This is a genomic window from Bradyrhizobium sp. ORS 111, from assembly GCF_045571485.1.
Classification (GTDB): domain Bacteria; phylum Pseudomonadota; class Alphaproteobacteria; order Rhizobiales; family Xanthobacteraceae; genus Bradyrhizobium.
The window spans coordinates 3982462-3996251 of the sequence record NZ_CP120701.1; the positions used below are offsets into that span (position 1 = coordinate 3982462).

Consider the following 13790-nt stretch of genomic DNA (forward strand, 5'->3'; position numbering starts at 1 on the left):
CGGATTTCCAGTGCCGTGTTGGGTCCATCAACGGATAGTTTGCCGGATGGCAGCAGCCGTCAGTAGAGCGGTTCTGGCCAAGCAAAAAGGCCGGCGCGAGGCCGGCCTTTTCACCACGACGGAGTCGTAGATGTCGATCAGTAGCGCGCGGCGGCCGGACCACCGAAGTGATAGTTCACGCCGACCTGGACGCTGTGCAGGTTCAGGTCGCCGGAGGGAACACCAAAGTAGGTCTCGCTGCCGAGGCTGCGATAGAGGTACTCGCCCTTGACCGACCACTGCGGCGCGAAGAACGCCTCGATGCCCGCGCCGACGGTCCAGCCGGAGTGGAAGTTGCTCTGCGAGACAGTCACGCCGAGCGCGGAGAGACTGACCTCGTTGTTGGCCCAGGCGTAACCGCCGGTGCCGTAGAACAGCACCTTGTCGACAGCGAAGCCGAGGCGGCCGCGCACGGTGCCGAGCGAATCGATCTTGCTCTTCGCCGTGACACCCAGCGCCGACACCGAGGCGTCGACGTCAGCCCAGCCGCCATCGGCCTCGATGCCGAACACGATGTTGCTGGTCTGCCAGTTGTAGCCGACCGTGCCGCCGGCGAAGCCACCGCTCATCTTCGGATCGGAGTCGCCGTTCTCGCTGGCATAGCCGCCGAAGCCGCCGATGTAGAAGCCGGTCCAGTTGTAGATCGCGGCCGGCGGCGGAGCCTTCACGTAGGGCGCACGCGCCGCCAAGTCCGCGGCCGAGGCCGGAGCAAACGCACTCAAAACAAGCAAGCCGGCCGACGCCAGCAAAACGGTCTTCATTTTCAAAATCCCAGTCCCATTCTTCTTGTTGTCCCTTCAATCCTTGAAGGGAACGTCACAGCAGTGTTGCCTGACGTTGGTGCGCTTCTACACGGATAACCGGGAACATGTGTATCCAGAAAACAACAATGCACGGCAAACGCGGGATCTGGAGTCCATGTCGGGTGCTGACCTGTGCTCTCCAGGCAACAAAAAGGCCGGCGCGAGGCCGGCCTTTTCGCTGACTTATGTCAGTTCGATCAGTAGCGCGGGACGACCGGACCGCCGAACTTGTAGTTCAAGCGGACGGTGACGAGATCGACGTCCTGACGGATGCTATCGCTGGCGACCGTAAGGCCGGTGACCGGCGAGGTGAAGTTGAGGGTACGATCCTGCATGAACAGGTGGTCGTACTCGATGCCGGCCGTCCAATTCGGCGCGAAGCCGAATTCAAGGCCCACGCCGACGGTGCCGCCCCAGCGGGTGTCGTCGCCGCTGCTCGCAAACAGCGCGCCGGTGAGATCGTTGATGCGGTACTTGTTCGAGGTCACGGCGGCGCCGCCCTTGAGGTAGAGCAGCACGTTGTTATTGGCATAGCCAATCTGGCCGGTGAACAGGCCGAACGCATCGATCTTCGAGGTGTTGATGAAGCCGGGGAACAGGAGGCTCGCGTTGCTGCCCTTCAGATCGGCCCAGTCGCCCTGTGCTTCAAGGCCGAACACCCAGGTGCCCGCCTGCCAGCGATAGCCGATCTGGCCGCCGGCCACGCCGCCGGTCGCATCATGGCTGCCTTCCGCGCCGATCAGGAACGGCGAGACCGAGTTCCAGCTATTGCGGCTCGAGCCCCAACCGCCGTTGGCGCCGATGTACCACCCGCTCCAGTCGTACACGGCGGCGATCATCGGCGGCGGCGCCTTGGTGTAGGGACGCGCGGCGAGGTCGGCCGCCGACGCGGAGGTGATGCCGAGAGCGGCGATGCTGACCGTTGCGATCAGGAACTTCTTCATGGGATCCCCCTTCCTGAGAATTCGGAAGCTCTAAACTTGAAGCCGAAGCTACCACGGGTTTCCCGGAAGGGCTGTCACTGCGCGGCCACAGTCGCCAACAAGTTGCATCGGTTCCATTTTTTACAACTGCTTAACACTTGAAGGGGTTCCGACCCCACATCGGGAAATCCGAAATCGCAACGTGGTCCGGTCGCCGGCGCGTTATTCAGCGTGCAAGTGTTGTCGTGCATGATTGGGCGGTCGGACAGCCGGGATTCGAGGCGTGGCGACCGCGCGCCACCCGGGGGGGAGATCGGAAGCGCTGCAGGCGACGAGGTGTGTCGATTACGGAGTGTGTCGATTACGTAGGTGCGAAAGCCCGTCCGGGATCAGCACAGCCGCCCTCGCTTCGAGGCCGCAGATATAGAGGCCCGCCTGCTTGTAGCCGGCAAATGCTTCTTTGCTGGCAAGTCTGGACGCCATTCCGCTTCCCTTGGTCCCGAAGCGGCGACGCGAGCGCCCATGCCATCCGATCGCATTTATACGACGATTCAACCGGAAAGGCCGTCTCCGAACAGCCACACTCGCGCGAAGAAGTGTTTCTCGAGCAAGCAATTGACGCGTCTGTAGTTGTTACGAGGCGTGATTTTGGCCGGCTGTTCGCTGCGGCTCTGTCCCGAGCGATTTTGCTACGGCAGGTTGCGCGGAACAAAGCTGGAACATTTCACCGCGCGATGCTATATGTGGGGATAACCGGCGAGGGGCCGCGCGAATAGCGCAGGCGGCGGGGCGGTGCCGGCGTATAGGGTCGTTCGCGACGCCTGCAGTAAGTGGCGAAGGTTGAGAGTGGCGGCTGATGTCCGGCTGCCCGGTTTTGAGTGGAGATGAAGCAATGGCGGGAAGCGTGAACAAGGTGATTCTGGTCGGCAATCTCGGCAAGGATCCGGAAATTCGGCGGACTCAGGACGGCCGTCCGATCGCAAACCTTTCCGTCGCCACCTCTGAAACCTGGCGCGACAAGGGCACCGGCGAGCGCAAGGAAAAAACCGAGTGGCACCGCGTGGTGATCTTCAACGAGGGCCTCTGCAAGGTTGCCGAGCAGTACCTCAAGAAAGGCGCCAAGGTATACATCGAAGGGCAGCTTCAGACCCGCAAATGGACCGACCAGAGCGGCGTCGAGAAATACTCCACCGAGGTCGTGCTACAGGGGTTCAACTCCAACCTGACCATGCTCGACGGGCGCGGCGGAGGTGGCAGCAGCTTCTCCGACGAAGGCGGCAGCGATTTCGGGTCATCTGGTCCGGTGAGCTCCGCGCCGCGGCGCGCGGTCGCCGCCGGCAGCCGCAACAGCGACATGGACGACGACATCCCGTTCTGATCGGGATCGCGCGATTGCGAACAATTCAGCCGGCCGCTGTTCCGTGAAAATCTATGTTCGCGGAACAGCGAACTGTTGCGTGGCGTTCGCGTCTTCACATGAGTTCGCAATGTGCGCCGATAAGCATTTGATATGTCGAACCTACTTTACGTAGTGGGGGCGTGAATTCCTCGCTTTGACAGAATCGAATGTTAATGATATTTACATTGCCCGGCGATCGCGTTGTTGCTGTCGCCGGCCTTGAAAGCCCGTCACCATGAGCCTTGCGCCTCTGCTCGACGCAACGCCTGCGATTCCGCTTCATGCCTTTGCGGCGATGGCCGCCTTCGTGCTCGGCTCCATTCAGCTCGCCGCACCCAAGGGCACGCTGCCGCACCGAACCCTGGGTTGGATCTGGGCAGCGCTGATGCTCGTCGTGGCGGTGAGCTCGTTCTGGATCCATCAGATCCGTCTGGTGGGCCCGTGGAGCCCGATCCATCTGCTGTCGATCTTCACGGTGGTGATGCTGGTGCTCGGCGTGATGGCTGCACGGTCCCACGATGTCCGCCGCCACAAGTTCACGATGATCGGCATCTTCTTTGGCGCGCTCGTCATCGCCGGGCTGTTCACGTTCGTGCCCGGGCGGATCATGCATGCCGCGGTATTTGGCCAGTGAGCGAGAGAAGGCGAATGGCGAAGTGCGGGTAGGCACGCGGTTCCATTGGCTGTTCGGCACTCGCTACGAGTGTCTCGGACCTGGGTGTCCTCGAACCCCAAGATCACCTCGTAAGTCCATGAAAAAACGAGCGGAAAAACGGCTTGCCGAAGCCGGGTGAGGGTGGTTTTCGCGGCCCCGATACGCTATATGATTCCCGAGTAGAACTGACCGGATTTCCCCTTTGTCCGATAACGAAGACCACAAGCCCGGCGAGCCGCCGGGGCCCTCAGATATTCGTCCCGTTTCCATTCTCGACGAGATGAAAAAGTCCTACCTCGATTACGCGATGAGCGTGATCGTGTCGCGTGCGCTGCCCGATGCGCGCGACGGACTGAAGCCGGTGCACCGGCGCATCCTCTACTCGATGAACGAGAGCGGCTACACGCCGGACAAGAAGCACAAGAAGTCCGCCGGTATCGTCGGCGACGTCATGGGCAACTACCACCCGCATGGCGACCAGGCGATCTACGATGCGCTGGTGCGTCTGGCGCAGGATTTCTCGATGCGCGCGCCGTTGGTTGATGGCCAGGGCAATTTCGGTTCGGTCGACGGCGATCCGCCCGCGGCGATGCGCTACACCGAGTCGCGGCTGACCAAGATCGCGCTGCATCTGCTCGACGACATCGACCGGGACACGGTCGACTTCCAGGACAACTATGACGGCTCGCACAAGGAGCCGACGGTTCTTCCTGCCAAATTCCCGAACCTGCTGGTCAATGGCGCCGGCGGCATCGCGGTCGGCATGGCGACCAACATCCCGCCGCACAATCTCGGCGAGGTGGTCGACGCCTGCGTCGCGCTGATCGACAATCCCGGGCTGTCGATCGACGAACTCATCAACATCATTCCTGGGCCGGATTTCCCGACCGGCGGCATCATCCTGGGCCGCCAGGGCATCCGCTCGGCCTATCATCTCGGCCGCGGCTCGATCGTGATGCGCGGGCGGGTGACGATCGACACGATCCGCGGCGGACGCGAAGCGATCATCATCAGCGAAATTCCCTACCAGGTAAACAAGGCCTCGATGGTCGAGCGCATCTCCGATCTGGTGCGCGAGAAGAAGATCGAGGGCATCGGCGACCTGCGCGACGAATCCGACCGCGACGGCTACCGCGTCGTGATCGAACTGAAGCGCGACGCGATGCCCGACGTGGTGCTGAACCAGCTCTACAAGTTCACGCCGCTGCAGACGAGCTTTGGCGCCAACATGGTGGCGCTCGACGGCGGCCGTCCGCAGACGATGAATCTGAAGGACCTGCTCACGATCTTCGTTGCGTTCCGCGAGCAGGTGGTGACGCGGCGGACCAAGTTTCTGCTCAACAAGGCGCGTGACCGCGCCCATGAGCTGGTCGGCTTGGCGATCGCGGTTGCCAATATCGACGAGGTCATCCGCGTGATCCGCGCGTCCCCCAATCCGGCCGCCGCGCGCGAAGCGCTGATGTCGCGCGACTGGGCCGCGCGGGATGTCGAGGCGATGATCACGCTGATCGACGATCCGCGCCATCGTATCAATGCCGACGGCACCATCCGCCTGTCGCTCGAGCAGGCCCGGCACATTCTGGACCTTCGCTTGCAGCGCCTGACCGCGCTCGGCCGCGAGGAGATTTCGGCGGAACTCGACAAGCACGCCGCGGAGATCAAGGACTACCTCGACATCCTGCGCTCGCGGGCGCGCGTGCAGGGCATCGCCAAGGAGGAACTCGCAGCCGTGAAGGCCGAGTTCGCCACCCCGCGCCGGACCGAGATCATTGAGCAGGAAGGCGAGGTCGAGGACGAAGACCTGATCCAGCGCGAGGACATGGTGGTGACCGTGTCGCACGCCGGCTACGTCAAGCGCGTGCCGTTGTCGACCTATCGGGCGCAACGCCGCGGTGGCAAGGGCCGCGCCGGCATGCAGACCCGCGACGAGGATTTCGTCAGCCGCCTGTTCGTGGCCTCAACTCACACGCCGGTGCTGTTCTTCTCCTCGCGCGGCCAGGTCTACAAGGAAAAGGTCTGGCGGCTGCCGATGGCTGCGCCGAATGCGCGCGGCAAGGCGCTGATCAACATCCTTCCCCTGGAGCAGGGCGAGCGCATCACCACCATCATGCCCTTGCCCGAGGATGAATCCTCCTGGGCCAATCTCGACGTAATGTTCGCGACCACGGGCGGCAACGTCCGCCGCAACAAGCTGTCCGATTTCGTCGATGTCCGCCGCTCGGGCATCATCGCCATGAAGCTCGACGAAGGCGAGGCGATCGTCGACGTGCAGATCTGCACCGAGCATGACGACGTGCTGCTGACCGCCGCCGGCGGCCAGTGCATCCGTTTCCCGGTCACCGACGTGCGCGTCTTCACCGGCCGCACCTCGATGGGCGTGCGCGGCATCGCGCTCGCCGAGGGCGACAAGTTGATCTCGCTGGCAATCCTGCGCCACGTCGAGACCACCTCGGATGAGCGTTCGGCCTATCTCAAGATGCGTCGCGCGGTCGCCGGCGAGGCTGCTGCCGAGGAGCCGGCAGAGGCCGAGGGCGAGGAGGCCACCAGCGCGATCCAGCTCTCGCAGGAACGCTATGTCGAGATGTCGGCGCAGGAGCAGGTGGTGCTCACCGTGTCCGTCAACGGTTACGGCAAGCGGACGTCGTCTTACGAGTACCGCACCACCGGCCGCGGCGGCAAAGGCATCGTTGCGATGAGCGTCAACAACCGCAACGGCAAGCTGGTTGCCTCGTTCCCGGTCGAGGACGCCGACCAGATCATGCTGGTCACCGACAAGGGGCAATTGATCCGCTGCCCGGTGGCCGACATCCGCATCGCCGGCCGCTCGACCCAGGGCGTGATCGTGTTCGACACCGCCGAGGACGAGCATGTCGTTTCGGTCGAGCATATCCCGGAAGAGGAGAACGGCGAGAACGGCAACGGAAACGGCGGCTAGTGCGCCGCCGTTTCGGAGAGCCGTAGCCCGGATGGAGCGAAAGCGAAATCAGGGTTCTTTGCCATGTGGCAGTCATCCGTCCCGGATTGCGCTGCGCTCCATCCGGGCTTCTGTAACGGGCCTTGGTTAGTCAATCCCTTTTGCGTCATCCGCTCGCCGGGAACCTGCTTCTGTACGGGATCGGCGCTGTGGCCGTCGCCTGATGGGGTTCTAGGGAGGAGCAGGTCGGCCAATCTACGGAAGCGTGATCGCATTGTTGGATGCGTCGACAACCCGGATGACGGCCTGACCTGATCCATCGTCCCGGCGAAGGGACTTTGCTTCGGGAAGGCTGGTGTCGTGACCCGCCCGAAAACCTGTGCGCTCCTCTGTTAGGCCGCCATTGCGGTTGCCTTGGTAGCCGGATTGAAGGGGACGTTGTCCTTAAGCATGCGCAGCATGATCACGGCGAGTTTGCGCGCCAGCGCCACCTTGGCCTTGTTCATGCCGGCGCGCCTGGCGATCCGCATCGCCCAGCTCTTGAGCTGTGCACAGCCCTTGATCGGCTTGGTCAGGATGATGTGGGCAGCCTCATAGAGGGCCTCGCGCACGGCAGCGTCGCCATTTTTGCTGATGCGGCCGGAGTGGTCGGTCTCCCCTGACTGGTGCTTCTTCGGCGTCAACCCGAATAGCGGTCCCGCCCGCTTCGAGGAGGTGAAGCGCGAGGGATCATCGATGGCGCTGGCATAGGTCAGCGAGATGACCGGCCCCACGGCCGGCGTCGACATCAACAGCCTGGCCTTGGCGTCCAGCACAGACATCGCCCGCACCCGCTTCTCAAGACCGTTGAACTCGCGCAGCAACACCGCATGAACTGCCAGCGTCGCCGCGGCGATCGCCTCGAGGGCTGGATGGCCGGCCACCAGCTCGCCGATCCGTGCCGCAAAGCTGCGCTTCGTCGTCTTGCCGACCTTCAGGCCGAAGCCACGCAAGATCCCGCGCAAGCTGTTCTCGAGGTCCTGAAGCTTGGCCTGGATCAGCTTGCGCGCCGTCAGCATCGCGCGGGTCTCCTGGGCACTCATCGACTTGCAATGCACCGGCCGGAACCAGCCGAGCCGCATCAATTGCGCGATGTTGCGGGCATCGTTGCGGTCCGACTTCACCGGCATCGCTTTGAAGGCATCGCTCACGTGGCGTGTCTCCAATAGCTCGACCGCAAGGCCAGCCTTCTTCATCGCCGCGTAAAGCCACTGTGACAGCGGCCCGGCCTCCAGCCCGATCCTGGCCAGCTCGAACCCGAGCGAACGGGACCAGCCGATCAGCGCTTCCGGTTCGCTCGCCACCTTCGCCTCCCGAGTGATCTTGCCGTTCGCGTCGACAACGCACACGCTGGAGCATTCCAATGACACGTCGATTCCGGCATAATGGTCCATGGTCGTCTCTCCTCGATGCTTGGAGCGAGGCCTTGCCTCGACTCCGTTACACCATCAATGTGAGGGACGACCGCCCCCTTCCAAGCCAGCCGCGCGACGCGCGCCATCCAATAGCGCCGTAGCTAGCGCGGCTGGCTGGGAAGGGGGACTGGGGGCCCGTTACCCCATCTACGCCGCTACGGGATCAGCACGCGTTCTCCAGCTCCCTGGTGAGAGCGGGGAGCGCGTCCGGCTTGCCGATCTGGGCCATCCAGCACCACAGCTCCAGCGTGCAGGCGAGCCGGTAGAGCTCGATCGTGGCCTCCCAGTCCGGGCGGTCGCGCGTGCCGTGACCGGTGAGCAATCCATCTCGCTTGGGCGCATCCTTGGGTGTGAAGTAGTAGAGCGCCTTCGCGACGTCCATCAGCGGATCGCCGGCGGTGGCATTTTCGAAATCGACGATCCCTGAGAGATGCGGCGCGCCATCGGACGTCACCAGCACGTTCCCGGCGTGGAAGTCGTAGTGACAGAGCCGCGGCATGTCGGCCGCGTCGAGCAGGTGCCGGCGGGCGGCGATGCCGGTACGAAGCCGCTCGGCCAGCGTTTCGCTTCCGCCTCGAGTGCAAAACTCGGCGAGCTTCTTGTCGAACTGGGCCGACATGTAGGCGCGGTTGCTGGCGTGAGGCGTCCAAACCCCGTTCGGGCCGATGTAGCCGAAGCTGCCCAGGGTGACGTCGTTGATCCTGCGCAGGCAGGCGCCCATTTCGGCGTAGACCGCGAACAACTCCGCGTCCGTCAGCGACGGCTCGCGCGAGCCGAGCAGGGTGCCGTCGAGCTTGGTCATCAGCACGACGTTGAGGTCGATCACCGAGCGCGTGTCGTCTGCAAGGAGGATGCGAGGCACCGCTGGCCCGATATCGCGCAGAAGTCCCAGGACGTAGACCTCCTTCGCCATCTTCCAGTGCAGCGAGGCCGGATAGACCTTCATGATGCAGGCGGGTGCGTCGGCCAGCGTGATATCGAAGATGGTGCTGATCTCGCCGCCGCGCAATTCGGCGATGCCGAGCACCGTCGAACCGGTCAATGCGCGGTCAACGATCGCCTGCGCCTGATCGCGCGAGACCGCAAGCCGGGGCTTTAGCCGAAGAGGTGGATCGTCTGACATGTGCCGTCCGGAGATCACTCGCACTGCGATGCTAGTCGGTCGCACCCAACAGCCAAAGCGCTCTTTTTCATCTTCCGAATCCAGCGCTAGATACGTTAAGGCCTGACGCCATGATCGTCGCCCTTTGCTCCCAAGGCCCTGGATTCAGGGTCAGCCCAGAGACTTTGCCGACCGCATTTCTGACGAATGCGATGCGGGTGTGATCGTCGTCGTCCACCGTGAATTCGTTGCTCGATGTCGCCGCCAGCGGCGTCGCCTTGCCTTTCTCGAACTCCAGGATCGGCCAAGCCCCCACAGCTTCCGCGACGAGCTTGCCTTGCTCGACGCGAACTTGAAGTTGGACCGTGTTGATGCGGCGGGCGGCTCTCTCGACGCTGAGATCGCTTGCGCCATCCTGGCCCTTGTGGACGAGCTTCAGCTTGATCGTCGTGTTGGCGGGCCCGCGTAGCCTAGCCAGAACGTCGGCGAGCGAGAGACCTTTGAGCGGCGCGCCGTCGAGTTCAGTGATGAGATCGCCCGCAGCCACGCCGGCCTTGATTGCGGGACCGCCGGGGGTGGGCTTGTTGATCCTCAATCCATCCTGCTCCATGGCGACGAACGACTCGATGCCAAGCCATCCGGTCTTGTCATCGGCCAAGCCCTGTCTGTCGCGCGAGCTCACGGAGGAGCCGAAGTCATAGGTCCCGACATAATCGGCGAGCGTCTCGGGGTTCGCATCCGTCGCTGCCGGCGGGGTGGACGTGGAGGGCTCGGGAATCGCCAATGCGCCATAGGTCAGGTGATTGATCCCCGATGGCAGCATCGCCGCGCGCCCTTTGCTGCCGGGCGTCGCCTGGATCATCTGTATGCCGATCAGTTTCTCCGCCGGATCGATCCAGAAATAGGTGCCCCATAGTCCAGCCCAGGAAAAGCTCCCGACCGCTCCGGGAATCCAGCTAAAGACCGGATTGGCGCGGATGCCGAAGCCAAGTCCGAAGGTCGTTCCGGCGCGCGCGCCAACGTCGTCTCCTCCGAAGATGCGAACATCCGGCGGCAGTGCGTTCGTTGTCATCTGCTTCACCGCCTGAGGGCTGAGCACGCGCACGCCATCGAGTTCGCCGTCGTTCAGAACCATCTGGCAGAAGCGAAGATAGTCGGGGGCCGTCGAAACCAGCCCGCCGCCGCCGGCGAACAGTTTCGTCGGTGTCGTGACATCCCAGATCGGCGGCCGCTGTGGCATGGGAGAATCGACGAGCCGGTCGAGCTTCTCGCTGGGGACATAGAAGCCCGTGTCGATCATGTGCAGCGGCGCAAAGATGCGCTCCTGCAGGAATTGGTCGAAGGGCTGACCGGACACGACTTCGACCACACGACCCAGCACATCGGCGCTCCAGCCATACTCGTGGACTTCGCCGGGCTGATGGGCGAGCGGCAGGCCGGCCAAGCTCGAAACGAAATCCGCCAACGTCCTGTCGCGCCGGTACACGGCCTTCCAGCCGTAGAACATGTGGATCGCCCGAATTCCGAAATCGGCGGTCGGGTCGGCAAGACCGCGTTCCGGATACGCAAAATCCATTTCCGGATAAATGAGGCCGGACGTGTGGCGCAGCAGGTCGCGAACCGTCATTGGGCGTTTTTGTGGATCGAGCCCGAATTCCGTCTTGCCGGTAGCGGCGTCCGTCTTCGCGAACCCGACCTTCATGTCTTGAAGCTCGGGCAGATACCGGGCAACGGGTGCGTCGAGGTCGAGCTTGCCGTCGTCGACCAGGATCATGGCGGCGACGCTGGTCACCGGCTTGGTCATCGAAGCGATCCAGAAGATGGAATTGGCCTTCATCGGAATCGTCTTGGCGCGGTCCTGAAATCCGATCGCCTGCAAATAGGCGAGCCTGCCGCCCTTTGCGATGGCGACGACGGCGCCAGGCAGAAGGCCGTCCGACGGCGGGAAAGAATCGAAGCGCGCCTGATACCACGGCGCGATCCGCGCCAGACGGGCGGCTGAGAAGCCGAGGCTTTTTGTATCGCCTGCTGTCGTGAGTTCATCTGCGAACGCCGACCCCAACAAGCATAGCGCGATTGGAATGGTCCACATCGACGCGATGAGTTTCATCGCGCAGCTCCGCAAGAACGCCGCTACAGGTCGATGGTGGCCGCTTTGCCGATGATCGAACCCGGTCTCTAAAGGCTGGGCTTGGACCATCAAATCTCGATCTCCGTGCCGAACTCCACGACTTGTCCGGTCGGCACGCCGAAGAACGCGGCGGTGCGCTCGGCGTTGCGTTGCAGGAAGGCGAATAGTCCTTCCCGCCACACCCACATGCCCGGAATATCCTCGCGCGGGATGATGGTCTCGCGGCCGATGTAGTAGGTCACGTCGGAGAGGTCGATGCCGGGCAGCTTGCCTTGCCGACAGGCGAGCTTCAGGCCCTCATAGATCGTCGGATATTGCATGAAGCCGTAATGCAGGATGATCCGCGTGATGCCCGGGATGATCTCGATCACCTCGGCACGATCGTCATCGGAGATCCGCGGCAGCTCCTCGATCTGCACGGTGACCAGCAGCACGCGCTGGTGCAGCACGTGATTGTGCTTGACGAACTGCGTCAGCGCGAGCGGCACGCCCTTGGGCGCAGAGGCCAGGAATACCGCGGTGCCCGGCAGGCGGCTTCGGCACTTGTTGACTGCGGTCTCGATCAAATCCTCTTCCGGCTGGCGCAGCTTGGCGCGCGCCTTTTCGACGAGCTTCACGCCGCCACGCCAGGTCAGCATCAGGAACGCGACGGCGGCGGCGAGTAGCAGCGGAAACCAGCCGCCTTCGAACAGCTTGGCCGAATTCGCTGCGAAGAAGATCGTGTCGATCACGAAGAAGAAGCCGTTCACCGCGATCACGAGGATCGGCGAGTAACCCCACTGGATCGCGACCAGCGCGGCGAGCAATGTGGTGATCGCCATCAGGAGCGAGACCGCGATGCCGTAAGCGCCGGCGAGCGCGTCCGACGTGCCGAACGCCAGCACGGCACCGAGCGTTGCGGCTGCGAGCAGCCAGTTCACCAGCGGCACGTAAATCTGGCCGATCGCATCGCTCGTGGTGTGTTCGATGTGCATGCGCGGCAGGAAGCCGAGCTGGATCGACTGCTGGGTCAGCGAGAACACGCCGGAGATGATCGCCTGCGAGGCGATCACGGTGGCGACAGTAGCGAGCACAACCATCGGATAATGCGCCCAGTCGGGAGCGAGCTGGAAGAACGGGTTGTCAGCCGAGGTCGGATCCGTGATCAATTCGCCAGCTTGGCCGAAATAGTTCAACACCAGCGCCGGCAGGCAAACCGCGAACCAGGCGAGGCGGATCGGGAACCGGCCGAAATGGCCCATGTCGGCATACATCGCCTCGCCGCCGGTGACGGCGAGGAAGGCGGCGCCGAGAATGGCGAAGCTGATGTGGAAGTCCTGGTGCACCAGGAAATCGAACGCGTAGAACGGGCTGAGCGCAACCAGCACGGTTGGGGCCTTGACGATGCCGTGGATGCCGAGCGCCGCCAGCACCGCAAACCAGCCGAGCATCACCGGGCCGAAGATCCGGCCGATGAATCCGGTGCCCTGCTTCTGCATCACGAACAGGCCGACTAGGATGACGACGGTGAGCGGCACGACGGCAGGCGCCAGCGACGGGGCATCGACCTTCAGGCCTTCGATCGCCGACAGTACCGAGATGGCCGGGGTGATCGCGCCGTCGCCATAGAGCAGGGCGGCGCCGATAAGCCCCACGATCAGGAGTTGGGCCCGCCAGGTGCCCGGCGCGGCATTGCGGGCCGACAGCAGGGCCAGCAGTGCGACGATGCCGCCTTCGCCGCGGTTGTCGGCGCGCAGGATCAGCATCGCGTATTTCAGCGAGATGATGAGAATAAGCGCCCACAGGATCAGCGAGACCACGCCGAGGACGGCGCCGTGCGTGAGCGCGCCGCCGTGGGCGGCGGCCTTGGCCGCCTCCTTCAGTGCGTAAAGGGGGCTGGTGCCGATGTCGCCATAGACGACGCCAAGTGCGCCGAGCGTTGTCGCGAGCGGAAGCGGGCTCGGATGGTGGCCGGAGGAGACGATGGCAGGCGTACTGGTCACGTGCAAACCCCCCGATGCCGCGCGCCCGACCAGAACGTCCGGTGGGCGCGCTAGGTAATAGTCTGCGACGAGACGTCGCAAATTTCCATGGGATTTGCGTGACAGTGAATGGCGTCGCCGTGCCGACTACGGCGCGCGGGGGGCGGTGACGAGGCGGGCTTCACGGACCGATAGCTTGCTGCCGGCAGCGCGCAGGCAGGATGCCTCGAAGTTGGGCCAGGCCCGCTGTGAGCAGTCTTTGCCGACCGGATGGATGTCGAGGCGGTCGGCCTTGGCAAGCGGTTGCGGGGTGCTGGCCGCGACCTGCGGGGCGAAGCCGGGAAGAACGGTGAGCGCCGCCGCAATGAACGCGGCGATGGCGACGGCGGAAAGTGCCTTGATCATGACG

10 protein-coding genes are annotated in these 13790 nt (G+C 63.7%); 3 read left to right on the top strand and 7 right to left on the bottom strand.

From position 1 onward, the window contains the following. Nucleotides 1-137: 137 nt before the first annotated feature. Nucleotides 138-800, bottom strand: a complete 663-nt coding sequence (locus P6U30_RS18595) for an outer membrane protein (protein ID WP_407170314.1) — start codon at nt 798-800, stop codon at nt 138-140. Between the two features lie 239 nt (nt 801-1039). Continuing rightward, entirely contained in the window at nt 1040-1786 is a 747-nt protein-coding gene (locus P6U30_RS18600) for an outer membrane protein (protein WP_407146073.1), read from the bottom strand. An 871-nt stretch (nt 1787-2657) separates the two neighbouring features. On the opposite strand from P6U30_RS18600, the gene P6U30_RS18605 reads away from it, so the two are divergent. The 3 genes from P6U30_RS18605 (at nt 2658) to gyrA (ending at nt 6754) form a co-directional block, all read left to right on the top strand. Further along, on the top strand, nt 2658-3143 hold the full coding sequence (locus tag P6U30_RS18605; RefSeq protein ID WP_407170315.1) for a single-stranded DNA-binding protein: 486 nt from the start codon (nt 2658-2660) through the stop codon (nt 3141-3143). Nucleotides 3144-3399: 256 nt separating this feature from the next. Then, nucleotides 3400-3798, top strand: a complete 399-nt coding sequence (locus tag P6U30_RS18610; protein ID WP_407170316.1) for a DUF2306 domain-containing protein — start codon at nt 3400-3402, stop codon at nt 3796-3798. Nucleotides 3799-4021: 223 nt separating this feature from the next. Further along, complete coding sequence (gene gyrA, locus P6U30_RS18615) at nt 4022-6754, top strand: DNA gyrase subunit A (RefSeq protein ID WP_407170317.1); 2733 nt, start codon at nt 4022-4024, stop codon at nt 6752-6754. Between the two features lie 371 nt (nt 6755-7125). Here the strand turns inward: gyrA and P6U30_RS18620 are convergent, their stop codons facing one another. The 5 genes from P6U30_RS18620 to P6U30_RS18640 all read right to left on the bottom strand — a co-directional run bounded on the left by P6U30_RS18620 (nt 7126) and on the right by P6U30_RS18640 (nt 13786). Then, nucleotides 7126-8166, bottom strand: coding sequence for an IS110 family transposase (locus P6U30_RS18620; RefSeq protein ID WP_407167068.1), 1041 nt, complete (start codon nt 8164-8166; stop codon nt 7126-7128). A gap of 184 nt (nt 8167-8350) precedes the next feature. Beyond that, on the bottom strand, nt 8351-9310 hold the full coding sequence (locus P6U30_RS18625) for a phosphotransferase family protein (RefSeq protein WP_407170318.1): 960 nt from the start codon (nt 9308-9310) through the stop codon (nt 8351-8353). A 67-nt stretch (nt 9311-9377) separates the two neighbouring features. After that, complete coding sequence (locus tag P6U30_RS18630) at nt 9378-11399, bottom strand: serine hydrolase (protein WP_407170319.1); 2022 nt, start codon at nt 11397-11399, stop codon at nt 9378-9380. Between the two features lie 89 nt (nt 11400-11488). Beyond that, nucleotides 11489-13384, bottom strand: coding sequence for a potassium transporter Kup (locus tag P6U30_RS18635; RefSeq protein ID WP_407170485.1), 1896 nt, complete (start codon nt 13382-13384; stop codon nt 11489-11491). Nucleotides 13385-13528: 144 nt separating this feature from the next. Then, nucleotides 13529-13786 (bottom strand): hypothetical protein, encoded by a 258-nt coding sequence (locus P6U30_RS18640; RefSeq protein ID WP_407170320.1) that lies wholly within the window; start codon nt 13784-13786, stop codon nt 13529-13531. Between the last annotated feature and the right edge of the window lie 4 nt (nt 13787-13790).